This window comes from Streptomyces sp. NPDC088810 (genome assembly GCF_044750305.1).
GTDB lineage: Bacteria > Actinomycetota > Actinomycetes > Streptomycetales > Streptomycetaceae > Streptomyces.
This window is the reverse complement of the sequence record NZ_JBIVJQ010000007.1, coordinates 77,267-99,647: the sequence shown is the minus strand read 5'-3', so window position 1 is coordinate 99,647 and position 22,381 is coordinate 77,267. Positions and strand designations below refer to the sequence as shown.

Annotated in this window: 20 protein-coding genes; 14 read left to right on the top strand and 6 right to left on the bottom strand. The window is 73.0% G+C overall.

Translation table 11 applies throughout. From position 1 onward, the window contains the following. Positions 1 to 24 precede the first annotated feature (24 nt). Both paaB and paaA read right to left on the bottom strand, forming a co-directional pair. Positions 25 to 312 (bottom strand): 1,2-phenylacetyl-CoA epoxidase subunit PaaB, encoded by a 288-nt coding sequence (gene paaB, locus ACIP4Y_RS22750; RefSeq protein ID WP_014673816.1) that lies wholly within the window; start codon positions 310 to 312, stop codon positions 25 to 27. Continuing rightward, a complete protein-coding gene (gene paaA, locus ACIP4Y_RS22745) occupies positions 309 to 1,304 on the bottom strand; it encodes a 1,2-phenylacetyl-CoA epoxidase subunit PaaA (protein ID WP_401396384.1) in 996 nt (331 codons plus the stop codon). The genes paaB and paaA overlap by 4 nt, the downstream gene beginning before the upstream one ends. 580 nt (positions 1,305 to 1,884) lie before the next feature. Between paaA and ACIP4Y_RS22740 the strand changes: the two genes are divergently transcribed. Genes ACIP4Y_RS22740 through ACIP4Y_RS22730 form a run of 3 tightly spaced genes read left to right on the top strand, consistent with a single transcriptional unit; the run spans position 1,885 to position 4,606 of the window. Next, positions 1,885 to 2,649 (top strand): DUF5819 family protein, encoded by a 765-nt coding sequence (locus ACIP4Y_RS22740; RefSeq protein WP_401397032.1) that lies wholly within the window; start codon positions 1,885 to 1,887, stop codon positions 2,647 to 2,649. Continuing rightward, a complete protein-coding gene (locus ACIP4Y_RS22735; protein ID WP_401396381.1) occupies positions 2,646 to 3,857 on the top strand; it encodes an HTTM domain-containing protein in 1,212 nt (403 codons plus the stop codon). The genes ACIP4Y_RS22740 and ACIP4Y_RS22735 overlap by 4 nt, the downstream gene beginning before the upstream one ends. Beyond that, entirely contained in the window at positions 3,854 to 4,606 is a 753-nt protein-coding gene (locus tag ACIP4Y_RS22730; RefSeq protein WP_401396378.1) for a TrmH family RNA methyltransferase, read from the top strand. Before ACIP4Y_RS22735 ends, ACIP4Y_RS22730 begins: the two co-directional genes overlap by 4 nt. Here ACIP4Y_RS22730 and paaN read toward each other — a convergent pair. Then, on the bottom strand, positions 4,603 to 6,294 hold the full coding sequence (gene paaN / locus ACIP4Y_RS22725; RefSeq protein ID WP_401396375.1) for a phenylacetic acid degradation protein PaaN: 1,692 nt from the start codon (positions 6,292 to 6,294) through the stop codon (positions 4,603 to 4,605). The genes ACIP4Y_RS22730 and paaN overlap by 4 nt on opposite strands. Before the next feature lie 159 nt (positions 6,295 to 6,453). Here paaN and ACIP4Y_RS22720 point away from each other — a divergent pair, with 159 nt between their 5' ends. Together ACIP4Y_RS22720 and ACIP4Y_RS22715 are read left to right on the top strand one after the other, a co-directional pair. Further along, positions 6,454 to 7,968 (top strand): 3-hydroxyacyl-CoA dehydrogenase, encoded by a 1,515-nt coding sequence (locus tag ACIP4Y_RS22720; RefSeq protein WP_401396372.1) that lies wholly within the window; start codon positions 6,454 to 6,456, stop codon positions 7,966 to 7,968. Further along, positions 7,965 to 8,552: a TetR/AcrR family transcriptional regulator gene (locus ACIP4Y_RS22715; protein ID WP_358635874.1), complete on the top strand. Its 588-nt coding sequence runs from the start codon at positions 7,965 to 7,967 to the stop codon at positions 8,550 to 8,552. The genes ACIP4Y_RS22720 and ACIP4Y_RS22715 overlap by 4 nt, the downstream gene beginning before the upstream one ends. A gap of 17 nt (positions 8,553 to 8,569) precedes the next feature. Here the strand turns inward: ACIP4Y_RS22715 and ACIP4Y_RS22710 are convergent, their stop codons facing one another. After that, positions 8,570 to 9,067 (bottom strand): Lrp/AsnC family transcriptional regulator, encoded by a 498-nt coding sequence (locus ACIP4Y_RS22710; protein WP_401396369.1) that lies wholly within the window; start codon positions 9,065 to 9,067, stop codon positions 8,570 to 8,572. Between the two features lie 175 nt (positions 9,068 to 9,242). Here ACIP4Y_RS22710 and pdhA point away from each other — a divergent pair, with 175 nt between their 5' ends. From pdhA to ACIP4Y_RS22675, 7 genes are all read left to right on the top strand, one after another. Continuing rightward, positions 9,243 to 10,397, top strand: coding sequence for a pyruvate dehydrogenase (acetyl-transferring) E1 component subunit alpha (gene pdhA / locus ACIP4Y_RS22705; RefSeq protein ID WP_401396366.1), 1,155 nt, complete (start codon positions 9,243 to 9,245; stop codon positions 10,395 to 10,397). Continuing rightward, positions 10,394 to 11,398 (top strand): alpha-ketoacid dehydrogenase subunit beta, encoded by a 1,005-nt coding sequence (locus ACIP4Y_RS22700; protein ID WP_358635878.1) that lies wholly within the window; start codon positions 10,394 to 10,396, stop codon positions 11,396 to 11,398. Before pdhA ends, ACIP4Y_RS22700 begins: the two co-directional genes overlap by 4 nt. Continuing rightward, positions 11,398 to 12,774, top strand: coding sequence for a dihydrolipoamide acetyltransferase family protein (locus tag ACIP4Y_RS22695; protein WP_401396362.1), 1,377 nt, complete (start codon positions 11,398 to 11,400; stop codon positions 12,772 to 12,774). The genes ACIP4Y_RS22700 and ACIP4Y_RS22695 overlap by 1 nt, the downstream gene beginning before the upstream one ends. A gap of 78 nt (positions 12,775 to 12,852) precedes the next feature. Then, positions 12,853 to 13,758 carry an NTP transferase domain-containing protein gene (locus ACIP4Y_RS22690; RefSeq protein ID WP_401396359.1) on the top strand — a complete coding sequence of 302 codons (906 nt, stop codon included), beginning with the start codon at positions 12,853 to 12,855 and terminating at the stop codon, positions 13,756 to 13,758. Beyond that, a complete protein-coding gene (locus ACIP4Y_RS22685; protein WP_401396356.1) occupies positions 13,755 to 15,140 on the top strand; it encodes a molybdopterin molybdotransferase MoeA in 1,386 nt (461 codons plus the stop codon). The genes ACIP4Y_RS22690 and ACIP4Y_RS22685 overlap by 4 nt, the downstream gene beginning before the upstream one ends. Next, complete coding sequence (locus ACIP4Y_RS22680; RefSeq protein WP_401396353.1) at positions 15,137 to 16,234, top strand: potassium channel family protein; 1,098 nt, start codon at positions 15,137 to 15,139, stop codon at positions 16,232 to 16,234. Before ACIP4Y_RS22685 ends, ACIP4Y_RS22680 begins: the two co-directional genes overlap by 4 nt. A gap of 28 nt (positions 16,235 to 16,262) precedes the next feature. Then, complete coding sequence (locus tag ACIP4Y_RS22675; protein ID WP_401396350.1) at positions 16,263 to 17,243, top strand: NAD(P)H-quinone oxidoreductase; 981 nt, start codon at positions 16,263 to 16,265, stop codon at positions 17,241 to 17,243. An 11-nt stretch (positions 17,244 to 17,254) separates the two neighbouring features. On the opposite strand, the gene ACIP4Y_RS22670 is transcribed toward ACIP4Y_RS22675, so the two are convergent. Beyond that, positions 17,255 to 17,896, bottom strand: coding sequence for a hypothetical protein (locus ACIP4Y_RS22670; RefSeq protein ID WP_401396347.1), 642 nt, complete (start codon positions 17,894 to 17,896; stop codon positions 17,255 to 17,257). Between the two features lie 175 nt (positions 17,897 to 18,071). Between ACIP4Y_RS22670 and ACIP4Y_RS22665 the strand changes: the two genes are divergently transcribed. Beyond that, positions 18,072 to 18,614 (top strand): bacterial proteasome activator family protein, encoded by a 543-nt coding sequence (locus ACIP4Y_RS22665; protein ID WP_358635893.1) that lies wholly within the window; start codon positions 18,072 to 18,074, stop codon positions 18,612 to 18,614. Positions 18,615 to 18,720: 106 nt separating this feature from the next. On the opposite strand, the gene ACIP4Y_RS22660 is transcribed toward ACIP4Y_RS22665, so the two are convergent. Beyond that, entirely contained in the window at positions 18,721 to 20,376 is a 1,656-nt protein-coding gene (locus tag ACIP4Y_RS22660) for a protein kinase (protein WP_401396343.1), read from the bottom strand. Positions 20,377 to 20,719: 343 nt separating this feature from the next. Here ACIP4Y_RS22660 and ACIP4Y_RS22655 point away from each other — a divergent pair, with 343 nt between their 5' ends. Then, positions 20,720 to 22,351 carry a protein kinase gene (locus tag ACIP4Y_RS22655; protein ID WP_401396340.1) on the top strand — a complete coding sequence of 544 codons (1,632 nt, stop codon included), beginning with the start codon at positions 20,720 to 20,722 and terminating at the stop codon, positions 22,349 to 22,351. Positions 22,352 to 22,381 lie beyond the last annotated feature (30 nt).

Below are 22,381 nucleotides of genomic sequence, written 5' to 3'. Positions count from 1 at the left end.
GGACGGTGGCGGGGCCGGTGGCGGTCACAGGTGCTTCACCCCTTCCGGGATCTCGTAGAAGGTCGGGTGCCGGTAGGGCTTGTCGGCGGCCGGCTCGAAGAACGGGTCCTTCTCGTCCGGCGAGGACGCGGTGATCGCGGCGGCCGGGACGACCCAGATGGAGACGCCCTCGCCGCGCCGGGTGTACAGGTCGCGGGCGTTGCGCAGGGCCAGCTCGGCGTCGGGCGCGTGCAGGCTGCCGGCGTGGGTGTGGGAGAGGCCGCGCCGGGAGCGCACGAAGACCTCCCACAGGGGCCAGTCGGTGGTGCTCATGCTCGCGTCGCTCCCGTCTCACCGGTGTCGCCGGCGTGCTTGGCCGCGTAGGCCGCGGCTGCTTCCCGTACCCAGGCGCCCTCCTCGTGGGCGCGCCTGCGCTGGGTGATCCGCTGCTCGTTGCAGGGGCCGTTGCCCTTGAGGACCTCCCAGAACTCCGTCCAGTCGATCGGACCGAAGTCGTAGTGCCCCCGCTCCTCGTTCCACCGCAGCTCCGGGTCGGGCAGGGTGAGGCCCAGGGACTCGGCCTGCGGGACGCAGATGTCCACGAAGCGCTGGCGCAGCTCGTCGTTGGAGTGGCGCTTGATCTTCCACTCCATCGACTGCGCGGAGTGCTGGGACGCGTCGTCGGGCGGGCCGAACATCATGAGCGACGGCCACCACCAGCGGTCCACCGCGTCCTGGGCCATGGCGTGCTGTTCCGGGGTGCCCTTGCTGAGGGCCAGCAGCAGTTCGTACCCCTGGCGCTGGTGGAAGGACTCCTCCTTGCAGATCCGCACCATCGCCCGGGCGTACGGGCCGTAGGAGCAGCGGCACAGCGGAACCTGGTTGGTGATCGCGGCGCCGTCCACCAGCCAGCCGATCGCGCCGACGTCGGCCCAGGTCAGGGTGGGGTAGTTGAAGATCGAGGAGTACTTCTGGCGGCCGGCGTGCAGCTTGTCGAGCAGCTCGTCGCGGCCGGTGCCGAGTGTCTCGGCCGCGCTGTAGAGGTACAGGCCGTGGCCGGCCTCGTCCTGGACCTTGGCCATCAGGATCGCCTTGCGGCGCAGCGAGGGCGCACGGGTGATCCAGTTGGCCTCCGGCTGCATGCCGATGATCTCGGAGTGGGCGTGCTGGGCGATCTGCCGGACCAGGGTCGCGCGGTAGGCGTCGGGCATCCAGTCGCGCGGTTCGATGCGTTCGTCGGCGGCCACGGCCGCGTCGAAGGCCTGCTGGTAGGCCGCCGTGTCGACGGTGTCCGGTGCCGTGCGCTGCGCGGCTGCTGTGGCCATGCGGTCCCCCTGACCTCGGGCTCTGCGGTGAACTCTGTCCGAGCGAAGCGTCCCGACCGATCGTTCGGTCCGTGCGTAGTCCATGGTGTGCCGGGCCCCGGTGGGGTGTCAACCGCTGTGGAAAACTGCGCGCACCGCCTGTGGACAAGGCGCGCGGACAGCGGCCTGGGGTGCACCGGGGTGCTGGGGCGTCGCGCGGGGTTCCGGTGGGCGGTACGGCTCGGCGCGGAGGGCGTACCGCTCGTCGCACCACGGCGGCGTGGCGGCGGAAAGTGCACGACGGGCCTCGTGAGACGCCCCCGTACCCCCGGAACCGGCACCGCGTGGCGAGGGCCACCGTGGTTCGGCTCGTACCCGGGGCTGCGCCCGGTGCCCGGGGCTGAGTACCGTTCCGTGCGGGCGCCGAGACGTGGCGCTCGTGCCGCATGCGGCGCCTGTGACGGCGCCGCACCACCGGACCGACCGCTCAGCCGCACCGCCGAGCCGGACGGCCGGGCCGCACGACCGAGCAGTAGACCGAGCAGTAGACCGAGCACCACACCGAGCTGACCGCATGAGCGGAAACGGGGGACGGGACGGAATGGACGCGTACGACGAGGATCCGCGGGGCCCACAGGGCCCGGACGGGCCGGCCGGGACGCGTCTCCCGGAAGAACCGACGGAACCGCCCCAGCCCCCCGCACCCGCATCCGCGCCCCGCACCGGCGTCGCCGCGCTTTCCCCCCGCTACCAGGTCGGCGCCGCGCTGGCGCTCGCGGTGGTCGCCGTGGCCGCCTGTGTGCACCTGCTGATGGTCTTCCTCAGCCTCGCCCCGGCGAACACGGTGACGAAGCAGCACGGCAAGGCGATAGAGGAGTGGGTGTACCCGGAGTTCGAGCAGAACTGGAAGCTGTTCGCCCCCAACCCGCTGCAGCAGAACATCGCCGTACAGGTCCGCGCGGAGGTGCGGATGCGGGACGGCGCGCTGCGCACCACCGGGTGGACCGACCTGTCCGCGCAGGACGGCGCCGCCATCGACGGCAACCCGGTGCCCAGCCACACCCAGCAGAACGAGCTGCGCCGGGCCTGGGACTTCTTCGCCGCCACGCACGGCACCGACAACCGTCCCGTCGGCCTGCGCGGCTCCCTGTCCGAGCAGTACCTGCGGCGGATCGTGGTGATGCGCCTGTACCGGGACGATCCGACGAGCCGGGAGGGCGTGATCCAGCGCGTGCAGGTCCGTTCCAGTACCACCAATGTGCAGCCGCCGCCGTGGAGCCGTGAGCGGGTGTCGGACAAGCCCGCCTACCGCCTGCTGCCCTGGTGGTCCCTGACGTCCGACGAGGCCGCGGGAGGCGTGCGGTGAACCGTCTCTCCCTGATGCTGTCGCGTGGTGTCGCCCGGGTCACCGAGGCGGCCCTCGGGCCCTACCAGAGCGCCGTGGTCCGGATCGGCTTCGCCGGGACCTGGCTGCTGTTCCTGCTGCGCGAGTTCCCGCACCGCCAGGAGCTCTACGGCCCCTCCGGACCGTGGGGCTGGAACCTCGCCAAGCAGCTGACCGCCGACAACCACGCCTTCACGGCGCTGCTGTGGTCCGACGGGCAGCTCTGGTTCGAGTGCTGCTACACGCTGGCCATCCTGGCGAGCGCGGCCCTGCTGCTGGGCTGGCGCACCCGGACCGCGGCCCTGCTGTTCATGGTGGGCGTGCTGTCGCTGCAGAACCGCAGCGTGTTCGTCGGCGACGGCGGCGACAACGTGCTGCACCTGATGGCCTTCTACCTGGTGTTCACGCGCTGCGGGCAGGTGTGGTCCCTGGACGCGCGGCGCGCGGCCCAGGGCGAGGCGGCCCGCGCGCGCGGGGAGCGGGTGCCCGCCGACCGGGTGGGCCCGGTGCTGTGGGCGGTGCTGGGCGTGGCGCTCGGCACGGCGACGCTGACCGGCCGGTTCGACAACGGCTGGCTGGTCCCGGCGCTGCTCTGGACGGCCTGGGCCGGACTCGGCCTGTGGTGGGCCGTCGGCCGCCGGACCGCCTGGGAGCAGTCGCGGATCCTGCTGGACGTCGTCGCCAACGTCCTGCACAACGGCGCCCTGGTCGTGATCATGGCGGAGGCCTGCCTGATCTACGCCACGGCCGGCTGGTACAAGATCCAGGGCTCGCGCTGGCAGGACGGCACCGCCGTCTACTACCCGCTCCACCTGGACTACTTCTCGCCCTGGCCCGGCCTGGCCGACCTGATGTCGTCCAGCGGCACGATCATGATGATCGTGGCCTACGGGACGGTCATGGTGCAGATCGCCTTCCCGTTCACGCTGCTCAACCGGCGGGCCAAGAACGTCCTGCTGGTGCTGATGATGACCGAGCACGCGGTGATCGCGGTCGTTCTCGGCCTGCCGTTCTTCTCGCTGGCGATGATCACCGCGGACGCGGTCTTCCTGCCGACGTCCTTCCTGCGCCGGCTGGGCGACCTGGCCGCACGCGCGCGGGGGCGGCTCGTCCGGCGGGTCGGCCGTACGGTCCCGGGCCCGCGCTCCCCCGAGGAGAGTTCGGCGGACCGCGTAGGGTTCACCGCATGAGCGACCCGCTGAGCCGCTGGCGCGAGCACGCGGACACCGCCGTGCTGCTCGACGGCTTCCACGCGCTGAAGCACGCGCTGCGCTTCGGGGCCGAGGTGCCGGTCGCGGTCACCACCGACCGGCAGGCCGCGCTCGCCCTCGCCGAGGAACTGGCCGGGGACGTCCGCGACGCCCTGGAGGCCCTTCTGACGGAGGTGCCCGAGCCGGCGTACGCCTCGCTCGTCCCGCGCCCCCATCCGACCGGCGTGGCCGCCCTCGCGCTACGGCCGTCCCGCGAGGCCAACCTGCGCGCGCTCGCCCGTACGCCCCGCACCGCGCCCGTCGTGGTCCTGGACAACCCCCGCAACCTCGGCAACGCGGGCGCCGTGATCCGGCTGGCCGCCGGCTTCGGGGCGACCGGTGTGGTCACCACGGGCACCCTCGACCCCTGGCACCCCACGGTGCTGCGCGGCGGCGCGGGCCTGCACTTCGCGACCGCCGTCGAGCGGCTCGGCGTCGACGAGCTGCCCGCCGGCCCGCTGTTCGCCCTCGACCCGGAGGGCGAGGACATCCGCGGCACCAAGCTGCCCGACGACGCCGTGCTGGCCTTCGGCTCGGAACGCACCGGCCTGTCACCGGAACTCCGCGCCCGAGCCGACCACCTGCTGCGCCTCCCGATGCGCCCCCAGGTCTCCAGCTACAACCTCGCCACCAGCGTGGCGATGACGCTGTACCACTGGAGCGCGACCGGCGCCGGCGTCCCGGCCTAGGCCTCCCGGCGGACCTCGACCACCCGGAAGCGGTTCGCCACGAAGGCGCCGTCGCACAGGGCCGCGTTCGCCGCCGGGTTGCCGCCCGAGCCGTGGAAGTCGGAGAAGGCGGCCGTCTGGTTCACGTACACCCCGCCCGTCAGGTTGAGCGACAGCTGGGCGGCCTCCTCCAGGCACACCTCCTGGATCGCCTCCTCGGTCTCGGCGTCCGTGGTGTACGCGCCGACCGTCATCGCGCCCTTCTCCCGGACCGTGCGGCGCAGCAGCTCCACCGCGTCCGTCACCGAGTCGACCGCGACGGCGAAGGAGATGGGGCCGAAGCACTCGCTCATGTAGGCGGCCTCGTCGTCCGGCTTGGCACCGTCCAGCTTGACGATGACGGGCGTGCGGACCACTGCGCCCGGGAACTCCGGGTGGGCGATCTCACGGGAGGCGAGGGCGACCTCGCCCAGGCCGGCCGCGGCCTCCAGACGGGCCTTGACGTCCGGGTTGACGATGGCGCCGAGCAGGGCGTTCGCGCGCGCGTCGTCGCCGAGCAGGCCGTCGACCGCGCGGGCGAGGTCGGCGGTGACCTCGTCGAAGGTCCTGGGGCCCTGGTCGGTGGTGATGCCGTCGCGGGGGATGAGCAGGTTCTGCGGGGTGGTGCACATCTGGCCGCTGTACAGGGACAGCGAGAACGCCAGGTTGGACAGCATGCCCTTGTAGTCGTCCGTGGAGTGCACGATCACCGTGTTGACGCCGGCCTTCTCCGTGTAGACCTGCGCCTGCCGGGCGTTGGCCTCCAGCCAGTCGCCGAAGGACGTCGACCCGGTGTAGTCGATGATCCTGATCTCGGGGCGGGTGGCGAGGGTCTTGGCGATGCCTTCGCCGGGGCGCTCCACGGCCAGTGCGACCAGGTTCGGGTCGAAGCCCGCCCCGGCCAGCACGTCCCGGGCGACCTGGACGGTGAGCGCGAGCGGCAGCACCGCGCGCGGGTGCGGCTTGACCAGGACCGCGTTGCCGGTGGCCAGGGAGGCGAACAGGCCGGGGTAGCCGTTCCAGGTCGGGAAGGTGTTGCAGCCGATGACCAGGCCGGTCCCGCGCGGGACCGGCGTGAAGGCCTTGGTCAGCGCCAGCGGGTCGCGCTTGCCCTGCGGCTTGCTCCACTCGGCCGTCCCGGGGGTGCGGACCTGCTCCGCGTACGCGTACGCCACCGCCTCCAGGCCGCGGTCCTGGGCGTGCGGGCCGCCGGCCTGGAACGCCATCATGAACGCCTGGCCGCTGGTGTGCATGACGGCGTGCGCGAACTCGTGCGTCCGGTCGCTGATCCGCTTGAGGATCTCCAGGCAGACCACCGCGCGGACCTCCGGTCCGGCGTCCCGCCAGGCCCGCTGCCCGGCCCGCATGGCCGGCAGCAGCACGTCGACGTCCGCGTGCGGGTACGTCACGCCCAGCTCGATGCCGTACGGCGAGACCTCGTCGCCCACCCAGTCGTCCGTGCCGGGCTGGCCCAGGTCCAGGCGGGTGCCCAGCAGGGCGTCGAAGGCGGCCTTGCCCGCCGCCGCGTCCAGGCTGCCGTTCTCGCCGTACGCCTTGGGGTGCTCGGGGTGCGGGGACCAGTACGCGCGCGTGCGGATCGCTTCCAGGGCCTGGTCGAGCGTGGGCCGGTGCTTCTCGATCAGCTCGTGGGCGGTCAGTTCGGCGGCCATGCGGGACCAACTCCTCGTCTGGAGAACTCTTCGTCGAGTTCGGGACCTGGCAGAAAGAGCAGCGGGATGGGACGGTCAGAGCTAGAGTAACCGAACGATCGGTCGGTTCAAGGGGGTCCGCCGCATCTGTGGAAAACCCCGTGCGGGAGGATCGCGCACATGACAGCACTCGACCTCAGCAGCCCCGTGGCCGTGGTCGGCACCGGCACCATGGGCCAGGGAATCGCCCAGGTCGCGCTGGTCGCCGGCCACCCCGTACGGCTGTACGACGCCGCCCCCGGGCGGGCCCGGGACGCGGCCGAAGCGATCGGCGCCCGGCTCGACCGGCTGGTGGAGAAGGGCCGGCTCACCGACGCCGGCCGGGACGCGGCCCGCGCCCGCCTGAAGCCCGCGGACAGCCTCGCGGAGCTGGCCGACTGCGCCCTGGTCGTGGAGGCCGTCCTGGAGCGGCTGGACGTCAAGCAGCGGCTCTTCGGCGAGCTGGAGGAGATCGTCGCCGACGACTGCCTGCTCGCCACCAACACCTCCTCGCTGTCGGTGACGGCGATCGGCGGCGCGCTGCGCCACCCCGGCCGCTTCGTCGGCCTGCACTTCTTCAACCCGGCGCCGCTGCTGCCGCTGGTCGAGGTGGTCTCCGGGTTCGCCACCGACGTCACGTCGGCCACGCGCGCGTACGAGACCGCCCGCGCCTGGGGCAAGACCCCGGTGGCCTGCGCCGACACCCCCGGCTTCATCGTCAACCGCATCGCCCGGCCCTTCTACGCCGAGGCGTTCGCCGTCTACGAGGCCCAGGCGGCCGACCCCGCCACCATCGACGCGGTCCTGCGCGAGTCGGGCGGCTTCAAGATGGGCGCGTTCGAGCTGACCGACCTGATCGGCCAGGACGTCAACGAGTCCGTCACCCACTCGGTGTGGCAGTCCTTCTTCCAGGACGTGCGCTTCACCCCCTCCCTGCCCCAGCGCCGGCTGGTGGAGTCCGGCCGGCTCGGCCGCAAGACCGGGCGCGGCTGGTACGACTACCGGGACGGCGCGGAGCGGCCGGAACCGCACACCGCCGACGAGGAGCAGCCGCCCGCCTACGTCATCGCCGAGGGCGACCTGGGTCCGGCCGCCGAGCTGCTCACGATGATCCGCGAGGCGGGCATCACGGTGCGCAAGGACGACGAGGACGACGGCACCCGACTGGTGCTGCCCGGCGGCGGCCGGCTCGTCCTCGCCGACGGCCAGACCTCCGTGGAGTTCGGCGACGTCGTCCACTTCGACCTCGCACTGGACTACCGCAAGGCCACCCGCATCGCCCTGTCCGCCTCCCAGGACACCCCCGCCCGGACCGTCGCCGAGGCCGTCGGCCTCTTCCAGGCACTCGGCAAGAAGGTCAGCGTCATCGGGGACGTGCCCGGCATGATCGTCGCCCGCACGGTCGCCCGGATCATCGACCTCGCGTACGACGCCGTCGCCAAGGGCGTGGCCACCGAGGAGGACGTCGACACCGCGATGCGCCTCGGCGTCAACTACCCCCTCGGCCCCTTCGAATGGAACCGCAGGCTCGGCCGGCTCTGGGCGCACGAACTGCTGGAGGAGCTGAACCTGCGGGACCTTTCCGGGCGGTGCGCGCCCTCGCTCGCGCTGTACCGCCACGGGCACGCCGCCGGCAAGCAGGAGGGCACCTCATGACCACGGCCCGACGCGACACGTACACCCCCGAGACGCTGCTCTCCGTCGCCGTGCGGGTCTTCAACGAGCGCGGCTACGACGGCACCTCCATGGAGCACCTGTCCAAGGCGGCCGGCATCTCCAAGTCGTCGATCTACCACCACGTCAGCGGCAAGGAGGAGCTGCTGCGGCGGGCCGTCAGCCGCGCCCTGGACGGGCTCTTCGCCATCCTGGACGAGGAGCACGCGCGCGCGGGGCGGCCCGCCGACCGGCTGGAGCACGTCGTGCGCCGCATGGTCGAAGTACTCATAGCCGAGCTGCCCTACGTGACGCTGCTGCTGCGCGTACGGGGCAACACCGAGACCGAGCGGTGGGCGCTGGAGCGGCGCCGCGACTTCGACCACCGGGTCGCCGAGCTGCTGAAGGCGGCCGCGGCCGACGGGGACGTACGCGGGGACGTGGAGGTCCGGCTGGCCACCCGGCTGGTCTTCGGGATGATCAACTCGATCGTGGAGTGGTACCGGCCGGACGTGCGGGGCGCGAGCGACCGGGAGGTGGCCGAGGCCGTGGTCCGGCTGGTCTTCTCGGGGCTGCGCCACGGCTGACCTCGGCCGTCCGGCCCTCAGGTCTCCGGCTCCAGGTCCTCCTCCTCGAACACCAGCAGCGTACGGGTGCTGAGCACCTCGGGAATCGCCTGGAGCCGGGTCAGCACCAGCTCGCGCAGCGCCTTGTTGTCGGGTGTGTGCACCAGCAGCAGCACATCGAAGTCTCCGCCCACCAGAGCGATGTGGGAGGCGCCGGGCAGCTGCCTGAGCTGCTCGCGGACCGTGCGCCAGGTGTTCTGCACGATTTTCAGCGTGATGTACGCCGATGTGCCGTGACCGGCCCGTTCGTGGTCCACGCGCGCGCTGAAGCCCCGGATCACACCGTCCTCGACGAGCCGGTTGATGCGCGCGTAGGCGTTCGCGCGGGAGACGTGGACGCGTTCGGCGACCGACCGTATCGAGGCGCGGCCGTCCGCCTGAAGGATCCGCAGGATGTCCTGATCGATGGCGTCCAGCGGGCGCGGCGGCAGCGTGACGCCGTCCCGCGGCCCGTAGGCCATTTGTTCAGGTCCCATGTCCCCCCGCTTCCTCGCCGTGGACGTCCTGCGTTCATTCCAGGCTGTGGAGAACCGTTTGTCCACAGCCTTGAGGTGCCTGTAGCCAAAATGTGCCGGCGACCGAACAATCGGTTGGTGAGGCGGGTCACAGCCGACACGCCTCCCGTAGCCGCTCCCACGAGGAGGTGCCGTCATGACGGTTCTGGAGCAGCGGGGCGCGTACCGGCCATCGCCGCCGCCCGCCTGGCAGCCCCGTATGGACCCCGCGCCGCTGCTGCCCGACGCCGAGCCCTACCGCGTCCTCGGCACCGAGGCGGCCGGCAAGGCCGATCCCGGCCTGCTGCGCCGGCTGTACGCCCAGCTGGTGCGCGGCCGCCGCTACAACACGCAGGCCACCGCCCTGACCAAGCAGGGCCGGCTCGCCGTCTATCCGTCCAGCACCGGTCAGGAGGCCTGCGAGGTCGCCGCCGCCCTGGCCCTGGAGGAGCGCGACTGGCTCTTCCCCAGCTACCGCGACACGCTCGCCGTCGTCGCCCGGGGCGTGGACCCCGCCGAGGCGCTCACGCTGCTGCGCGGCGACTGGCACAGCGGCTACGACCCCTACGCCCACCGGGTGGCCCCGCTCAGCACCCCGCTCGCCACCCAGCTGCCGCACGCCGTCGGCCTCGCCCACGCCGCCCGCCTCAAGGGCGACGACGTGGTCGCGCTCGCCATGGTCGGTGACGGCGGCACCAGCGAGGGCGACTTCCACGAGGCACTGAACTTCGCCGCCGTCTGGCAGGCGCCGGTCGTCTTCCTGGTGCAGAACAACGGCTTCGCCATCTCCGTCCCGCTCGCCAAGCAGACGGCCGCGCCCTCCCTGGCCCACAAGGCCGTCGGGTACGGCATGCCGGGCCGGCTGGTCGACGGCAACGACGCCGTGGCCGTGCACGAGGTCCTGAGCGACGCCGTACGGCACGCCCGCGCGGGCGGCGGCCCGACCCTGGTGGAGGCGGTGACGTACCGCATCGAGGCCCACACCAACGCCGACGACGCCACCCGCTACCGCGAGGACGCCGAGGTCGCGGCCTGGCGCGCCCACGACCCGGTCCAGCTGCTGGAACGCGAACTGACCACGCGCGGACTGCTCGACGAGGCCGGTCTCGAGGCCGCCCGGCAGGACGCCGAGACGATGGCCGCCGAACTGCGGGACCGCATGAACCAGGACCCCGAACTCGACCCGATGGACCTCTTCGACCACGTCTACGCCGAGACCACGACGCAACTGCGCGAGCAGCGGGCCCTGTTGCGGGCCGAGCTGGAGGCCGAGCAGGAGCAGCACGGCGAGCAGGAAGGCGGCGCCCGATGACCACCGTCGCCGTCAAGCCAGCGACCATGGCGCAGGCCCTCACGCGCGCGATGCGCGACGCGATGGCCGCCGACCCCACCGTGCACGTCATGGGCGAGGACGTTGGCACCCTCGGCGGGGTCTTCCGCGTCACCGACGGCCTCGCCAAGGAGTTCGGCGAGGACCGCTGCACCGACACCCCGCTCGCCGAGGCCGGCATCCTCGGCACCGCCGTCGGCATGGCCATGTACGGCCTGCGGCCGGTGGTGGAGATGCAGTTCGACGCCTTCGCCTACCCGGCGTTCGAGCAGCTGATCAGCCATGTCTCCCGGATGCGCAACCGCACGCGCGGCCGGATGCCCCTGCCGATCACCGTCCGTGTCCCCTACGGCGGCGGCATCGGCGGTGTCGAGCACCACAGCGACTCCTCCGAGGCCTACTACATGGCGACGCCGGGTCTGCACGTCGTCACCCCGGCCACCGTCGCCGATGCCTACGGGTTGCTGCGCCAGGCCATCGCCTCGGACGACCCGGTCGTCTTCCTGGAGCCCAAGCGGCTGTACTGGTCGAAGGACACCTGGAACCCCGAGCACCCCACCGACGTCGAGCCCATCGGCCGCGCGGTGGTGCGCCGGCCCGGCCGCACCGCCACGCTCATCACCTACGGCCCCTCGCTGCCGGTCTGCCTGGAGGCCGCCGAGGCCGCCCGGGCCGAGGGCTGGGACCTGGAGGTCCTCGACCTGCGGTCCCTGGTGCCGTTCGACGACGAGACGGTCTGCGCGGCCGTCCGGCGCACCGGCCGCGCCGTCGTCGTCCACGAGTCCACCGGCTTCGGCGGACCGGGCGGCGAGATCGCGGCCCGCATCACCGAGCGCTGCTTCCACCACCTGGAGGCGCCGGTGCTGCGCGTGGCCGGCTTCGACATCCCGTACCCGCCGCCCATGCTGGAGCGGCACCACCTGCCCGGCGTCGACCGCATCCTGGACGCCGTGGCCCGGCTGCAGTGGGAGGCCGAGGGCTGATGGCTCAGGTGCTGGAGTTCAAGCTGCCCGACCTCGGCGAGGGGCTCACCGAGGCGGAGATCGTCCGCTGGCTGGTCAAGGTCGGCGACGTGGTCGCCGTCGACCAGCCGGTGGTCGAGGTGGAGACGGCCAAGGCCATGGTCGAGGTGCCCTGCCCCTACGGCGGCGTGGTCACCGCCCGCTTCGGTGAGGAGGGCACCGAACTGCCCGTCGGCGCCCCGCTGCTGACGGTCGCCGTCGGCGCACCGGCGGCGGAGCCCGAGGGCTCCGGCAACGTCCTGGTGGGCTACGGCACCCAGGCCCCGGCAGCCCGCCGGCGCCGGGTACGGGCAGGCACGGCCGGAGTCAACGGGCAGGCGCAGCGGCCCAAGGCCGCCTCGGCGGCACCCCGCGCGCGTGTGACCGCACCGGCGACGGCACCGGCGCCCGCGCCCGCCTCCACGTCCGTGCCCGTGTCCGCGCCCGCCTCCGCGACCGCCGAGGGGCCGGTCCCCGTGATCTCCCCCCTCGTGCGCAAGCTCGCCCGGGACAACGGCGTCGACCTGCGGCAGCTGTCCGGCTCCGGGCCGGACGGACTCATCCTGCGCGCGGACGTCGAGAACGCGCTGCGGGCCGGAACCGCGAAGACGGGCACGGCCGAGGCTCCGGTCGTACAGGCGGCCCCTGCGGCGGCCCCCCGGGCCGAGGCCGGCGTGCGGGTCCCGCTCAAGGGCGTACGCGGTGCGGTCGCCGACAAGCTCTCCCGCAGCCGCCGGGAGATCCCGGACGCGACCTGTTGGGTCGACGCCGACGCGACCGAACTCATGCGCGCGCGGACGGCGATGAACGCGGCCGGGGGCCCGAAGATCTCCCTGCTGGCGCTGCTCGCCCGCATCTGCACGGCGGCCCTGGCCCGGTTCCCCGAGCTGAACTCCTCCGTCGACACCGAGGCCCGCGAGATCGTCCGGCTCGACCACGTCCACCTCGGGTTCGCCGCCCAGACCGAACGCGGCCTGGTCGTGCCGGTCGTCCGGGACGCCCACGCGCGCGACGCCGAGTCCCTGACCGCCGAGTTCGCCCGGCTCACCGAGGCCGCACGCGCGGGCACGCTCACACCCGGGGAACTCACCGGCGGCACCTTCACGTTGAACAACTACGGCGTCTTCGGCGTCGACGGCTCCACCCCGATCATCAACCACCCCGAGGCGGCCATGCTCGGCGTCGGCCGCATCGTCCCCAAGCCGTGGGTGCACGAGGGCGAGCTGGCCGTCCGCCAGGTCGTCCAGCTCTCGCTCACCTTCGACCACCGGGTGTGCGACGGCGGCACGGCGGGCGGCTTCCTGCGGTACGTGGCGGACTGCGTGGAACAGCCGGCGGTGCTGCTGCGCACCCTGTGAAGCACCCTGTGATCAGCGGGCAGCCCGTGTGACCTACGCCGGGTCCGGAAGGAGGACCCGGCAGGACATACTCAGGGGGTGACCGACAACGCCCCCGCCGGGCCCGCCGCGCCGTACGACGCCGTCGTGCTGGCCGGCGGTGCCGCCCGCCGGCTCGGCGGGGCCGACAAGCCCGCCGTCCGGGTGGGGGGTCGCGCGCTGCTCGACCGGGTGCTCGCGGCCTGCGCGGACGCCCGGACAACCGTCGTCGTGGCCGCGCCCCGGCCCACCGTCCGTCCGGTGCGCTGGGTGCGCGAGGAGCCGCCCGGCGGCGGGCCGGTCGCCGCGCTGGAGGCCGGGCTGCGCCTCACCACCGCCGCGCACACCGTCGTCCTCTCCGCCGACCTGCCCTTCCTCGAACCGGCCACGCTCCGGGGCCTGCTGACCGCCCTTCAGGACACCGGCGCCGACGGCGCGCTGCTCACCGACGGCGACGGCCGCGACCAGCCGCTCGTGGCCGCCTATCGCACCGCCGCCCTGCGCCGCGAGCTGACCGCCCTCGCCGCCGCGCACGACGGTCTCACCGGGCTGCCTCTGCGCCGGCTGACCGGCGCCCTCCGCCTCACCCGCGTCCCGGACCCGCTCGCGTCCTTCGACTGCGACACCTGGGACGACATCGCCGACGCCAGGGCACGGATCAGGGAGCATGGGCACGTGTTGGATGAATGGATCTCCGCAGTCAAGGACGAGCTGGGCATCGACCTGGACGTCGACATCGGCGTCCTGCTCGACCTGGCCCGGGACGCCGCACACGGCGTGGCCCGCCCCGCGGCCCCGCTGACCACCTTCCTCGTCGGCTATGCCGCGGCCCAGGGCGAGGGCGGCCCCGAGGCTGTCGCCGAGGCCGCCCGCAGGGCCGCCGCGCTGGCGCTGCGCTGGGCGGAGGAGAGCGACGGGGCTCCGGACGGGAGCAGCGGGGGCCCGAGCGCCCCGGACGCCGGATGACCGCCCCCGGCGCCCGGGCCGAGGCGCCCGCCGAAGACACCGACGACCTCGATGTCGAGGAGGCGCTGGCGCTGGTGAGGGATGCCCACAGGGAGCCCCGGGACGACGGCCCGGACGACGGCACGGGCCGGACGCCCGACCCGGCCGCCCAGACGCCCGGCGAGCGGTCCGCCGAACGGCACCGGGCCACGCCCTGGCCCCGGGCCCGGGAGATCGCCGCCCGTGCCGCTCGCTCACGCGCCCGCCGCACCCCCGTCTCCGTGCCGCTCGGTGACGCCCTCGGGCTGGCCCTGGCCGCTCCGCTCGACGCGCTCACCGACCTGCCCTCCTTCGACACCTCCGCGATGGACGGCTGGGCGGTCGCCGGACCCGGTCCCTGGCAGGTGCGGGAGGAGGGTGTGCTCGCCGGGCACGCGCAGCCGGAGCCGCTCACCGACGGTGAGGCGGTCCGTATCGCCACCGGTGCCCGCATCCCCGCCGACACCACTGCCGTCCTGCGCACCGAGCACGGCCGGATCGACGCCCAGGGCCGGCTGCACACCACCCGCGAGATGTTCCACGGCCAGGACATCCGCCCCCGCGGCCAGGAGTGCCGCAGCGGCGACCAGCTGCTGCCCGTCGGCACCCTCGTCACCCCCGCCGTCCTGGGCCTGGCCGCGGCGGCCGGCTACGACACGGTCACCGTCGTGCCCCGGCCCCGCGCCGAAGTCCTCGTCCTCGGCGACGAGTTGCTGACCGAGGGGCTGCCGCACGACGGGCTGATCAGGGACGCCCTCGGCCCCATGCTGCCGCCGTGGCTGCGCGCGCTCGGCGCCGACGTCGTCGCCGTACGCCGGATCGGGGACGACGCCCGGGCGCTGCAGAAGGCCGTCACCCGCTCCGAGGCCGACCTGATCGTCACCACGGGCGGCACCGCCTCCGGACCGGTCGACCACGTCCACCCGGTCCTGGAACGCGTCGGCGCCGAACTCCTCGTCGACGGCGTCAAGGTGCGCCCCGGGCACCCCATGCTGCTGGCCCGCACCAAGGACCACCAGCATCTCGTCGGTCTGCCCGGCAACCCGCTCGCGGCCGTCTCCGGGCTGCTCACCCTCGCCGAGCCGCTGCTGCGGACACTCGCCGCCCACCCCGCGCCCGAGCCGTACACCCTGCCGCTCCGGGAGGCGGCGCAGGGGCACCCGCACGACACCCGGCTCATCCCCGTGGTGCTGCGCGGTGACCATGCCGTGCCGCTGCACTACAACGGCCCGGCCATGCTCCGGGGCATCGCCGCCGCCGACGCGCTGGCCGTCGTGCCGCCGGGCGGGGCCCGGCAGGGCGAGGAGACGGAACTGCTGGACCTGCCGTGGGCGACCGCCGGAATCGGGGTGTGTTTCACGTGAAACTTCCGGGCCATGACGCCATCGCCCGCCACGCGGGCGAACATCTGGTGACCCATCGGGTGCAGCTCCCGAGGAAAGTGGTGGAGCGCCCGATCCGCCAGGTCGTCAAGCGGGTGATCATGGCCCTGGTGGTGCTGGTCGCCACCGCGTTCGTCGTCTACGGCGACCGGGAGGGCTACCACGACAACTCCGACGGCGCGGTCGACCTGCTCGACGCGTTCTACTACGCGACCGTCACCCTCTCCACCACCGGATACGGCGACATCACCCCGGTCAGCGACGGCGCCCGGCTCGCCAACATCTTCGTCATCACGCCCCTGCGCGTGCTGTTCCTGATCATCCTGGTCGGCACCACGCTGGAGGTGCTCACCGAACGTACCCGTGAGGAATGGCGCCTGAACCGCTGGAGGTCCACCTTGCGCGACCACACCGTCGTCATCGGCTTCGGCACGAAGGGGCGGTCGGCCATCCAGACCGTCTGCGCGACCGGTCTGAAGAAGGAGCAGGTGGTCGTGGTCGACCCCAGCTCCAAGGTGATCGACGCGGCGAACGCCGAGGGCTACGTCGGCGTCATAGGTGACGCCACCCGCAGTGACGTGCTCAAACGGGCCGAGGTGCACAAGGCCCGGCAGATCATCGTCGCCCCGCAGCGCGACGACACCTCCGTCCTCGTCACCCTGACCGCCCGCCAGCTCAACCGCACCGCCAAGATCGTGGCCGCGGTGCGCGAGGAGGAGAACGCCCCGCTGCTGAAGCAGTCCGGCGCCGACGCCGTCATCACCAGTTCCGGCGCGGCCGGCCGGCTGCTCGGCCTGTCCGTGCTCAGCCCCGCCGCCGGCATGGTCATGGAGGACCTCATCCAGCAGGGCAGCGGGCTGGACATCGTCGAACGGCCGGTCGTCCGCGGCGAGGTGGGCAAGAAGCCGCGCGAGACGGACGACCTGGTGGTGAGCGTCGTCCGCGGCCACCGGGTGCTCGGCTACGACGACCCGGCCGTCGGCACCCTCCAGTTGACGGACCGGCTCATCACCATCGTCCGCGCCACCCCCGGCGCCCAGGTCACCCCCGACACCCGCCCCCTGCCCGGCGGGTGAGCGACCCTCCGGGAGTAGCGTCACGGGCATGCATGCGATCACGATTCCCGAACCTGGTGATCCCGAGGCGCTGGTGTGGGGCGAGGTCCCCGACCCGGTGCCCGGCGAGGGCGAGGTGCTGGTCGAGGTGGTGGCCAGCGCCGTCAACCGCGCCGACATCCTGCAGCGTCAGGGCTTCTACGACCCGCCGCCCGGCGCCTCCCCCTACCCCGGCCTGGAGTGCTCCGGCCGGATCGCCGCGCTCGGGCCCGGCGTCTCCGGCTGGGCCGTCGGCGACCCGGTGTGCGCGCTGCTGTCGGGCGGCGGCTACGCCGAGAAGGTCGCCGTACCGGCCGGGCAGCTGCTGCCCGTGCCCGAGGGCGTCGACCTGACCCGGGCGGCGGCGCTGCCCGAGGTCGTGTGCACCGTCTGGTCCAACGTGTTCATGGTCGCCCACCTGCGCCCGGGCGAGACGCTGCTGGTGCACGGCGGCTCCAGCGGCATCGGCACCATGGCGATCCAGCTGGCCAAGGCCGTCGGCGCCAAGGTCGCGGTGACCGCCGGCACGAAGGAGAAGCTGGACCGCTGCGCCGAGCTGGGCGCGGACGTGCTCATCAACTATCGCGAGCAGGACTTCGTCGCCGAGATCCGGGAGGCCACCGGCGGCGCGGGAGCCGACGTCATCCTCGACAACATGGGCGCCAAGTACCTGGACCGCAACGTCCAGGCCCTCGCCGTCAACGGGCGTCTTGCGATCATCGGCATGCAGGGCGGGGTGAAGGCCGAGCTGAACATCGGCACGCTGCTCGGCAAGCGGGCCGCGATCAGCGCGACCTCGCTGCGCGCCCGTCCGCTGGAGGAGAAGGCGGCCATCGTCGCCGCCGTGCGCGAGCATGTGTGGCCCCTGCTCGCCGCGGGGCACGTCCGTCCGGTCGTGGACCGCGAGGTGCCGATGCCGGAGGCGGCCGAGGCCCACCGGCTGGTGGAGGAGAGCGGCCACATCGGCAAGGTGCTGCTGGTCGCGCCGTAACGCGGGTCCTGTCAGCTCCGGCGCAGTCTCAGGCCCAGCAGGGCCAGGCCCAGGCCCAGGCCGATGAGGACCAGGCCGCTGCCCAGCGGGAGGAGCCGCAGGACCGGCTCCGTGGGGGCCTCGCCCTGCTGGGCCGCCTGCTGGGCGGGCCGCGCCGGGGCGGAGCCGGCCTCCTCCGGTGACGGGGAGGCGCTGGGTATCTGCGCGGTCTCCGCCTCCTCCGGCTCCTGCTGCTCGTCCGGCTGCGCGACGGGGGTGGCGAGCGGGGGGTCGTCGTCGCCCTCCACCTCGGTCGCGGGCCCGTCCGGCCGGCCCGGCCGCATCCGCCCCTCACCGGCCCGGCTGCCCGCCCGGGACGGCTCGACGGAGGCGAGCGGGCGATAGGGGCGGACCGACGCCGAGGCGGAGTCGGACGGCAGGGGGGCGGCGGGCGCGTCGTGGGGCGCGGAGGGGGCCGGAGTGGCCTGCACCCGGGCCGGGTCGTCGCGGCCCGGCGGCCCCTGCTCGGCGGAGGGGCGGGCGGAGTCCTGTTCCGCGGCGTGGACGGACGTACCGCCGTACGCGATGGCGGTGCCGTACGCCGGCAGTGCCGCCGCCGTGAGGACGACCAGCGGCCGGAGCCAGCGGAGCGTGAGTCGCAGGCGTGGAGTCACGTCGGTGACCTCCCGGAGCCCAGGTAGTCGTGACCGATGGAAAACCAACGGGAACAAGCCTCACATTCCATGGCGAATAGGGCATTCTGGATTGCTCCGTCGGGTCTAAACGGTGGATCAGCCCCACAAGGGGGCAGGACGGTGATGAGGTGTTGGCGTGCGAGAGAATGGCGGCATGGAGATGCCGAGGAACGAACGGTCGCCGGAGAATCCCCAGATCCTCGTCGTGGGCCAGGACGGGATGGCGCTCGGCGGCGGCAGGGACGATGACTCCCGTGAGACCCCGGTGACGGAGCAGGTGGAACAGCCGGCCAAGGTCATGCGGATCGGCAGCATGATCAAGCAACTGCTGGAGGAGGTGCGCGTTGCCCCCCTCGACGAGGCCAGCCGGGTGCGGCTGAAAGAGATCCACGCCAGCTCGGTGAAGGAGCTGGAGGACGGCCTGGCCCCCGAGCTGGTCGAGGAACTGGAGCGGCTCTCCCTGCCGTTCACCGACGACGCCACCCCGAGCGACGCGGAACTGCGGATCGCGCAGGCGCAGTTGGTGGGCTGGCTGGAGGGCCTCTTCCACGGGATCCAGACCACGCTGTTCGCCCAGCAGATGGCCGCACGGGCCCAGTTGGAGCAGATGCGCCGCGCGCTCCCGCCGGGTCTGACCGGCCACGAGAGCGGCGACGACCACCAGGCGGGCGGTCGCTCGGGCGGCCCGTACCTGTAAGCCACCGGCCGGCGACCCGGCCGACGACACACGAAGGGCCCGGCGGACGACCGCCGGGCCCGACTCGTCCCCGGACCACCGGCCCGGGACTACGGCCTCACGCGGGTCATTGCGGCGGGTTGCCCGTGGACACGCTCAGCTCGATGCTGTCCAGGTCGTCGGGGTCGACGTCGGCACCCTGGGCGGGGAACTGGTTCAGGACGGTCCCCTCGCCCCAGGTGTTGTCGTTCTGGTGCTTGATGTTCCACTTCCAGCCCGCGGCCTGCAGGCACTCCTTCACCGAACCGATGTCCTTGTAGCGGAAGTCGGGCAGCTCGATCTTGTCCGGGTCCTTCCAGGACTCCTGCGGATCGGTGCACTTGCTCTCGTCGATCCGCCGGGTGGTGTCCGGTCCGCGGTAGCCGGCCCGGTGGGACGCGGAGGCCGAGGCGCTCGCTCCGCCGGTGTTGGCCTTGATGTCCTCGTTGGCGTTCTTCACGGTCAGCGCGACGATCACGCCGACCACCACGATGGTCGCCACCGTGACCGAACCGACGAGCACCGGCCGCTTCTTCCGGCCGCCGGGCGTACCGGCCGGCCGCCCCGCGGCCTGCGGCGCGATCGTGTACGGCGGCGGGGTGGGCGCACCGGCCTGTGGGCCGTAGCCCCCCGGAGGCGTCTGGTAGCCGCCCTGCTGCGGGTAGCCGTAGGACGGGGCCGGGGGCGTCGGGTGGCTGTACGGGTTCGGAGCCGGAGTCGGGGTGGGAGCCGGCTGGTACGGCATCTGGACCTGCCCGTGCGGTGCCGGGGTCGTCCGGTCGACCGGCGGGAACACCGCGGAGCCGACGCCCGAGCCGCTCTGCGTCGGACCGGCGCCCGGCACGATGCTGGGCGGTGCCGCCTGGAAGGAGGCCGCGACCCGCAGACACTCGGCGCGCATGGACTCGGCGGTCGGGAAGCGCTCGTTCGGGTTCTTCTTCAGGGCGCGGGCGACCAGCGCGTCCACCGCGGGCGGCAGCGCGCGGTTGACCGAGGAGGGCGCCACCGGCTCCTCCTGCACGTGCGCGTACGCGATCGCCAGCGGCGAGTCCGCGTCGAACGGCAGGCGTCCGGTCACCAGCTGGAACAGCATGATGCCGACCGAGTACAGGTCGGAGCGGGCGTCCACCCCGCGGCCGAGGGCCTGCTCGGGCGAGAGGTACTGCGGGGTGCCGACGACCATGCCGGTCTGGGTCATGGAGGTGACGCCGGACTGCATGGCGCGGGCGATGCCGAAGTCCATCACCTTGACCACGCCACGCTTGGTCACCATCACGTTGCCCGGCTTGATGTCGCGGTGGACCAGCCCCATCTCGTGGCTGATCTCCAGGGCCGCGAGCACGTCGGCGGTGACCTTCAGCGCCTTGTCGGCGGGCATCGCGCCGAACTGCCGGATGTCCTCCTCAAGGACCGAGCCCAGCGGCCGGCCCTCGACGTACTCCATGACGATGTACGGCGTCGCCATGCCGTTCAGCGCGTCCTCGCCCGTGTCGAAGACGGAGACGATGTTGGTGTGCGTGAGCTTGGCCACGGCCTGCGCCTCACGGCGGAAGCGCTCGCGGAAGGCCTGTTCCCGGCCCAGTTCGGTGTGGAGCGTCTTGATGGCGACCTGGCGGTCCAGCACCGCGTCGTACGCCAGGTGGACCGAGGCCATACCGCCCTCGCCCAGCAAGTCGCGCAGCTGGTAGCGGCCCCCGGCCAGGGCCTGCCCCGCGTACCGGCCCTGTGCGCCGTCCTGGCTCATCTCTCCGCGTCCCCCACCGGCCGCCCCGCGCCGTCATCCGGCGAACAGGCCTTGATCGAATGTGTCATTCCCGGCCAAGTCTGCCCCAGGGCACTGACACGTCAAGCGCGGTGCCCGTTCCGTGACCGTACGCGCAAGAAGCGTCGCGCAAGCGTTACAGGGGCCGTACGACGGGCGCACAGAATTTGCACGACAGCGCGTGCTAGAGGTTTCATGACCGGTCTGTCTCGGGTCGGTTCCGGTTCCCGTTCCGAACCGGCGGCCCCCGCGGAGGCTGTAGCGTGGCCGACGGAGACCGTAACAACACCGCGCGCACCGCGGGCAGAAACGACGGCGAGGACTGATGGCACAGACGCAGCGCTCTCAGGGCCCGTCCGACCCCGAGGCGACTGGCGGCGGCATGTCAGACGCGCCGGAGATGTGGGGCAACGGAGGGCTCGTCGGCGACGGCCGGTACCGGCTCACGCACCGGCTGGGCCGGGGCGGCATGGCCGAGGTGTTCGCGGCCGAGGACGTCCGCCTGGGCCGTACGGTCGCGGTCAAGCTGCTGCGCGCGGACCTGGCCGAGGACCCCGTCTCCAAGGCCCGGTTCACCCGCGAGGCACAGTCGGTCGCCGGCCTCAACCACCACGCGATCGTCGCCGTGTACGACTCCGGCGAGGACGTCGTGGGCGGCCAGTCCGTGCCGTACATCGTCATGGAGCTGGTCGAGGGCCGCACCATCCGCGACCTGTTGATGAACGCCGAGGCGCCGGGCCCCGAGCAGGCCCTGATCATCGTCTCCGGTGTACTGGAGGCGCTCGCCTACTCGCATCAGCATGGCATCGTGCACCGTGACATCAAGCCGGCGAATGTCATCATCACCCACAGCGGCGCCGTCAAGGTGATGGACTTCGGCATCGCCCGCGCCCTGCACGGCGCGTCCACGACGATGACGCAGACCGGCATGGTCATGGGCACCCCGCAGTACCTCTCCCCGGAGCAGGCGCTCGGCAAGGCCGTCGACCACCGCTCCGACCTGTACGCGACCGGCTGCCTGCTGTACGAACTCCTCTCCCTGCGGCCCCCCTTCACCGGCGAGACCCCGCTGTCGGTGGTCTACCAGCACGTCCAGGACATCCCGACCCCGCCGTCGGAGGTCTCCGAGGGCTGCCCGCCGGAGCTGGACGGCCTGGTCATGCGCTCCCTCGCCAAGGACCCCGACGACCGGTTCCAGACCGCCGAGGAGATGCGCGGCCTCGTCCAGTACGGCCTGCAGATGCTGTACGACCAGGGCGGCCACACCGGCACCTGGAACACCGGTCCGGTGGAGACGCACGACGGCCGGCACACCCCGGCGGGCGGTTTCGCCGGGACGACCGTCATGCCGCACCCCGGGGACGGCGGCGGCACCGCGCAGATCCCGCAGCCGATCCTGCCCACGGGCTACGGCAGCGGCGACGACGGCGGCTTCGAGGGGCACGGCAACAAGGGCAGTGGCCGCGGCAAGCTGTGGATCCTCGCCGTCCTCGCGGTCGTGGCGATCGCGGCGGGCGTCGCGCTGGCGATGAAGGGCGCGAACGGTGGCGGCGGCAACGGCCACGACACCAAGCCGACGGCGACGCACTCCAAGGACACGAAGAAGAAGTCGCCCTCCCCGACTCCGTCCGACGACGACACCGACGAGCCCTCGAACCCCTCCACGGAGAACGGCTCGGGCTCGGGTTCGGGTTCGGGCTCCGGCTGGCCGCCGGCGTCCACGCCGTCGTACTCTCCGCCGCAGTCGGCCAGTTCGACGCCCAGCAGCGAGCCGTCGGACCCGCAGACCACGCCGTCGCAGCCCACGGACCCGGCGAACGGCGGTACGGACGCGGGCACCGCCGACGGCGGCACGGACGCCGGTACCAGTGATGGCGGCACGGACGCGGGCACCGGCGACGCCGGCACCACCGAGGGCACCACGACCGACGGCAGCACCGGCGAGACCACCGGTTGAAGCTCGCCTACGGCGACCGGACCGGCGTCA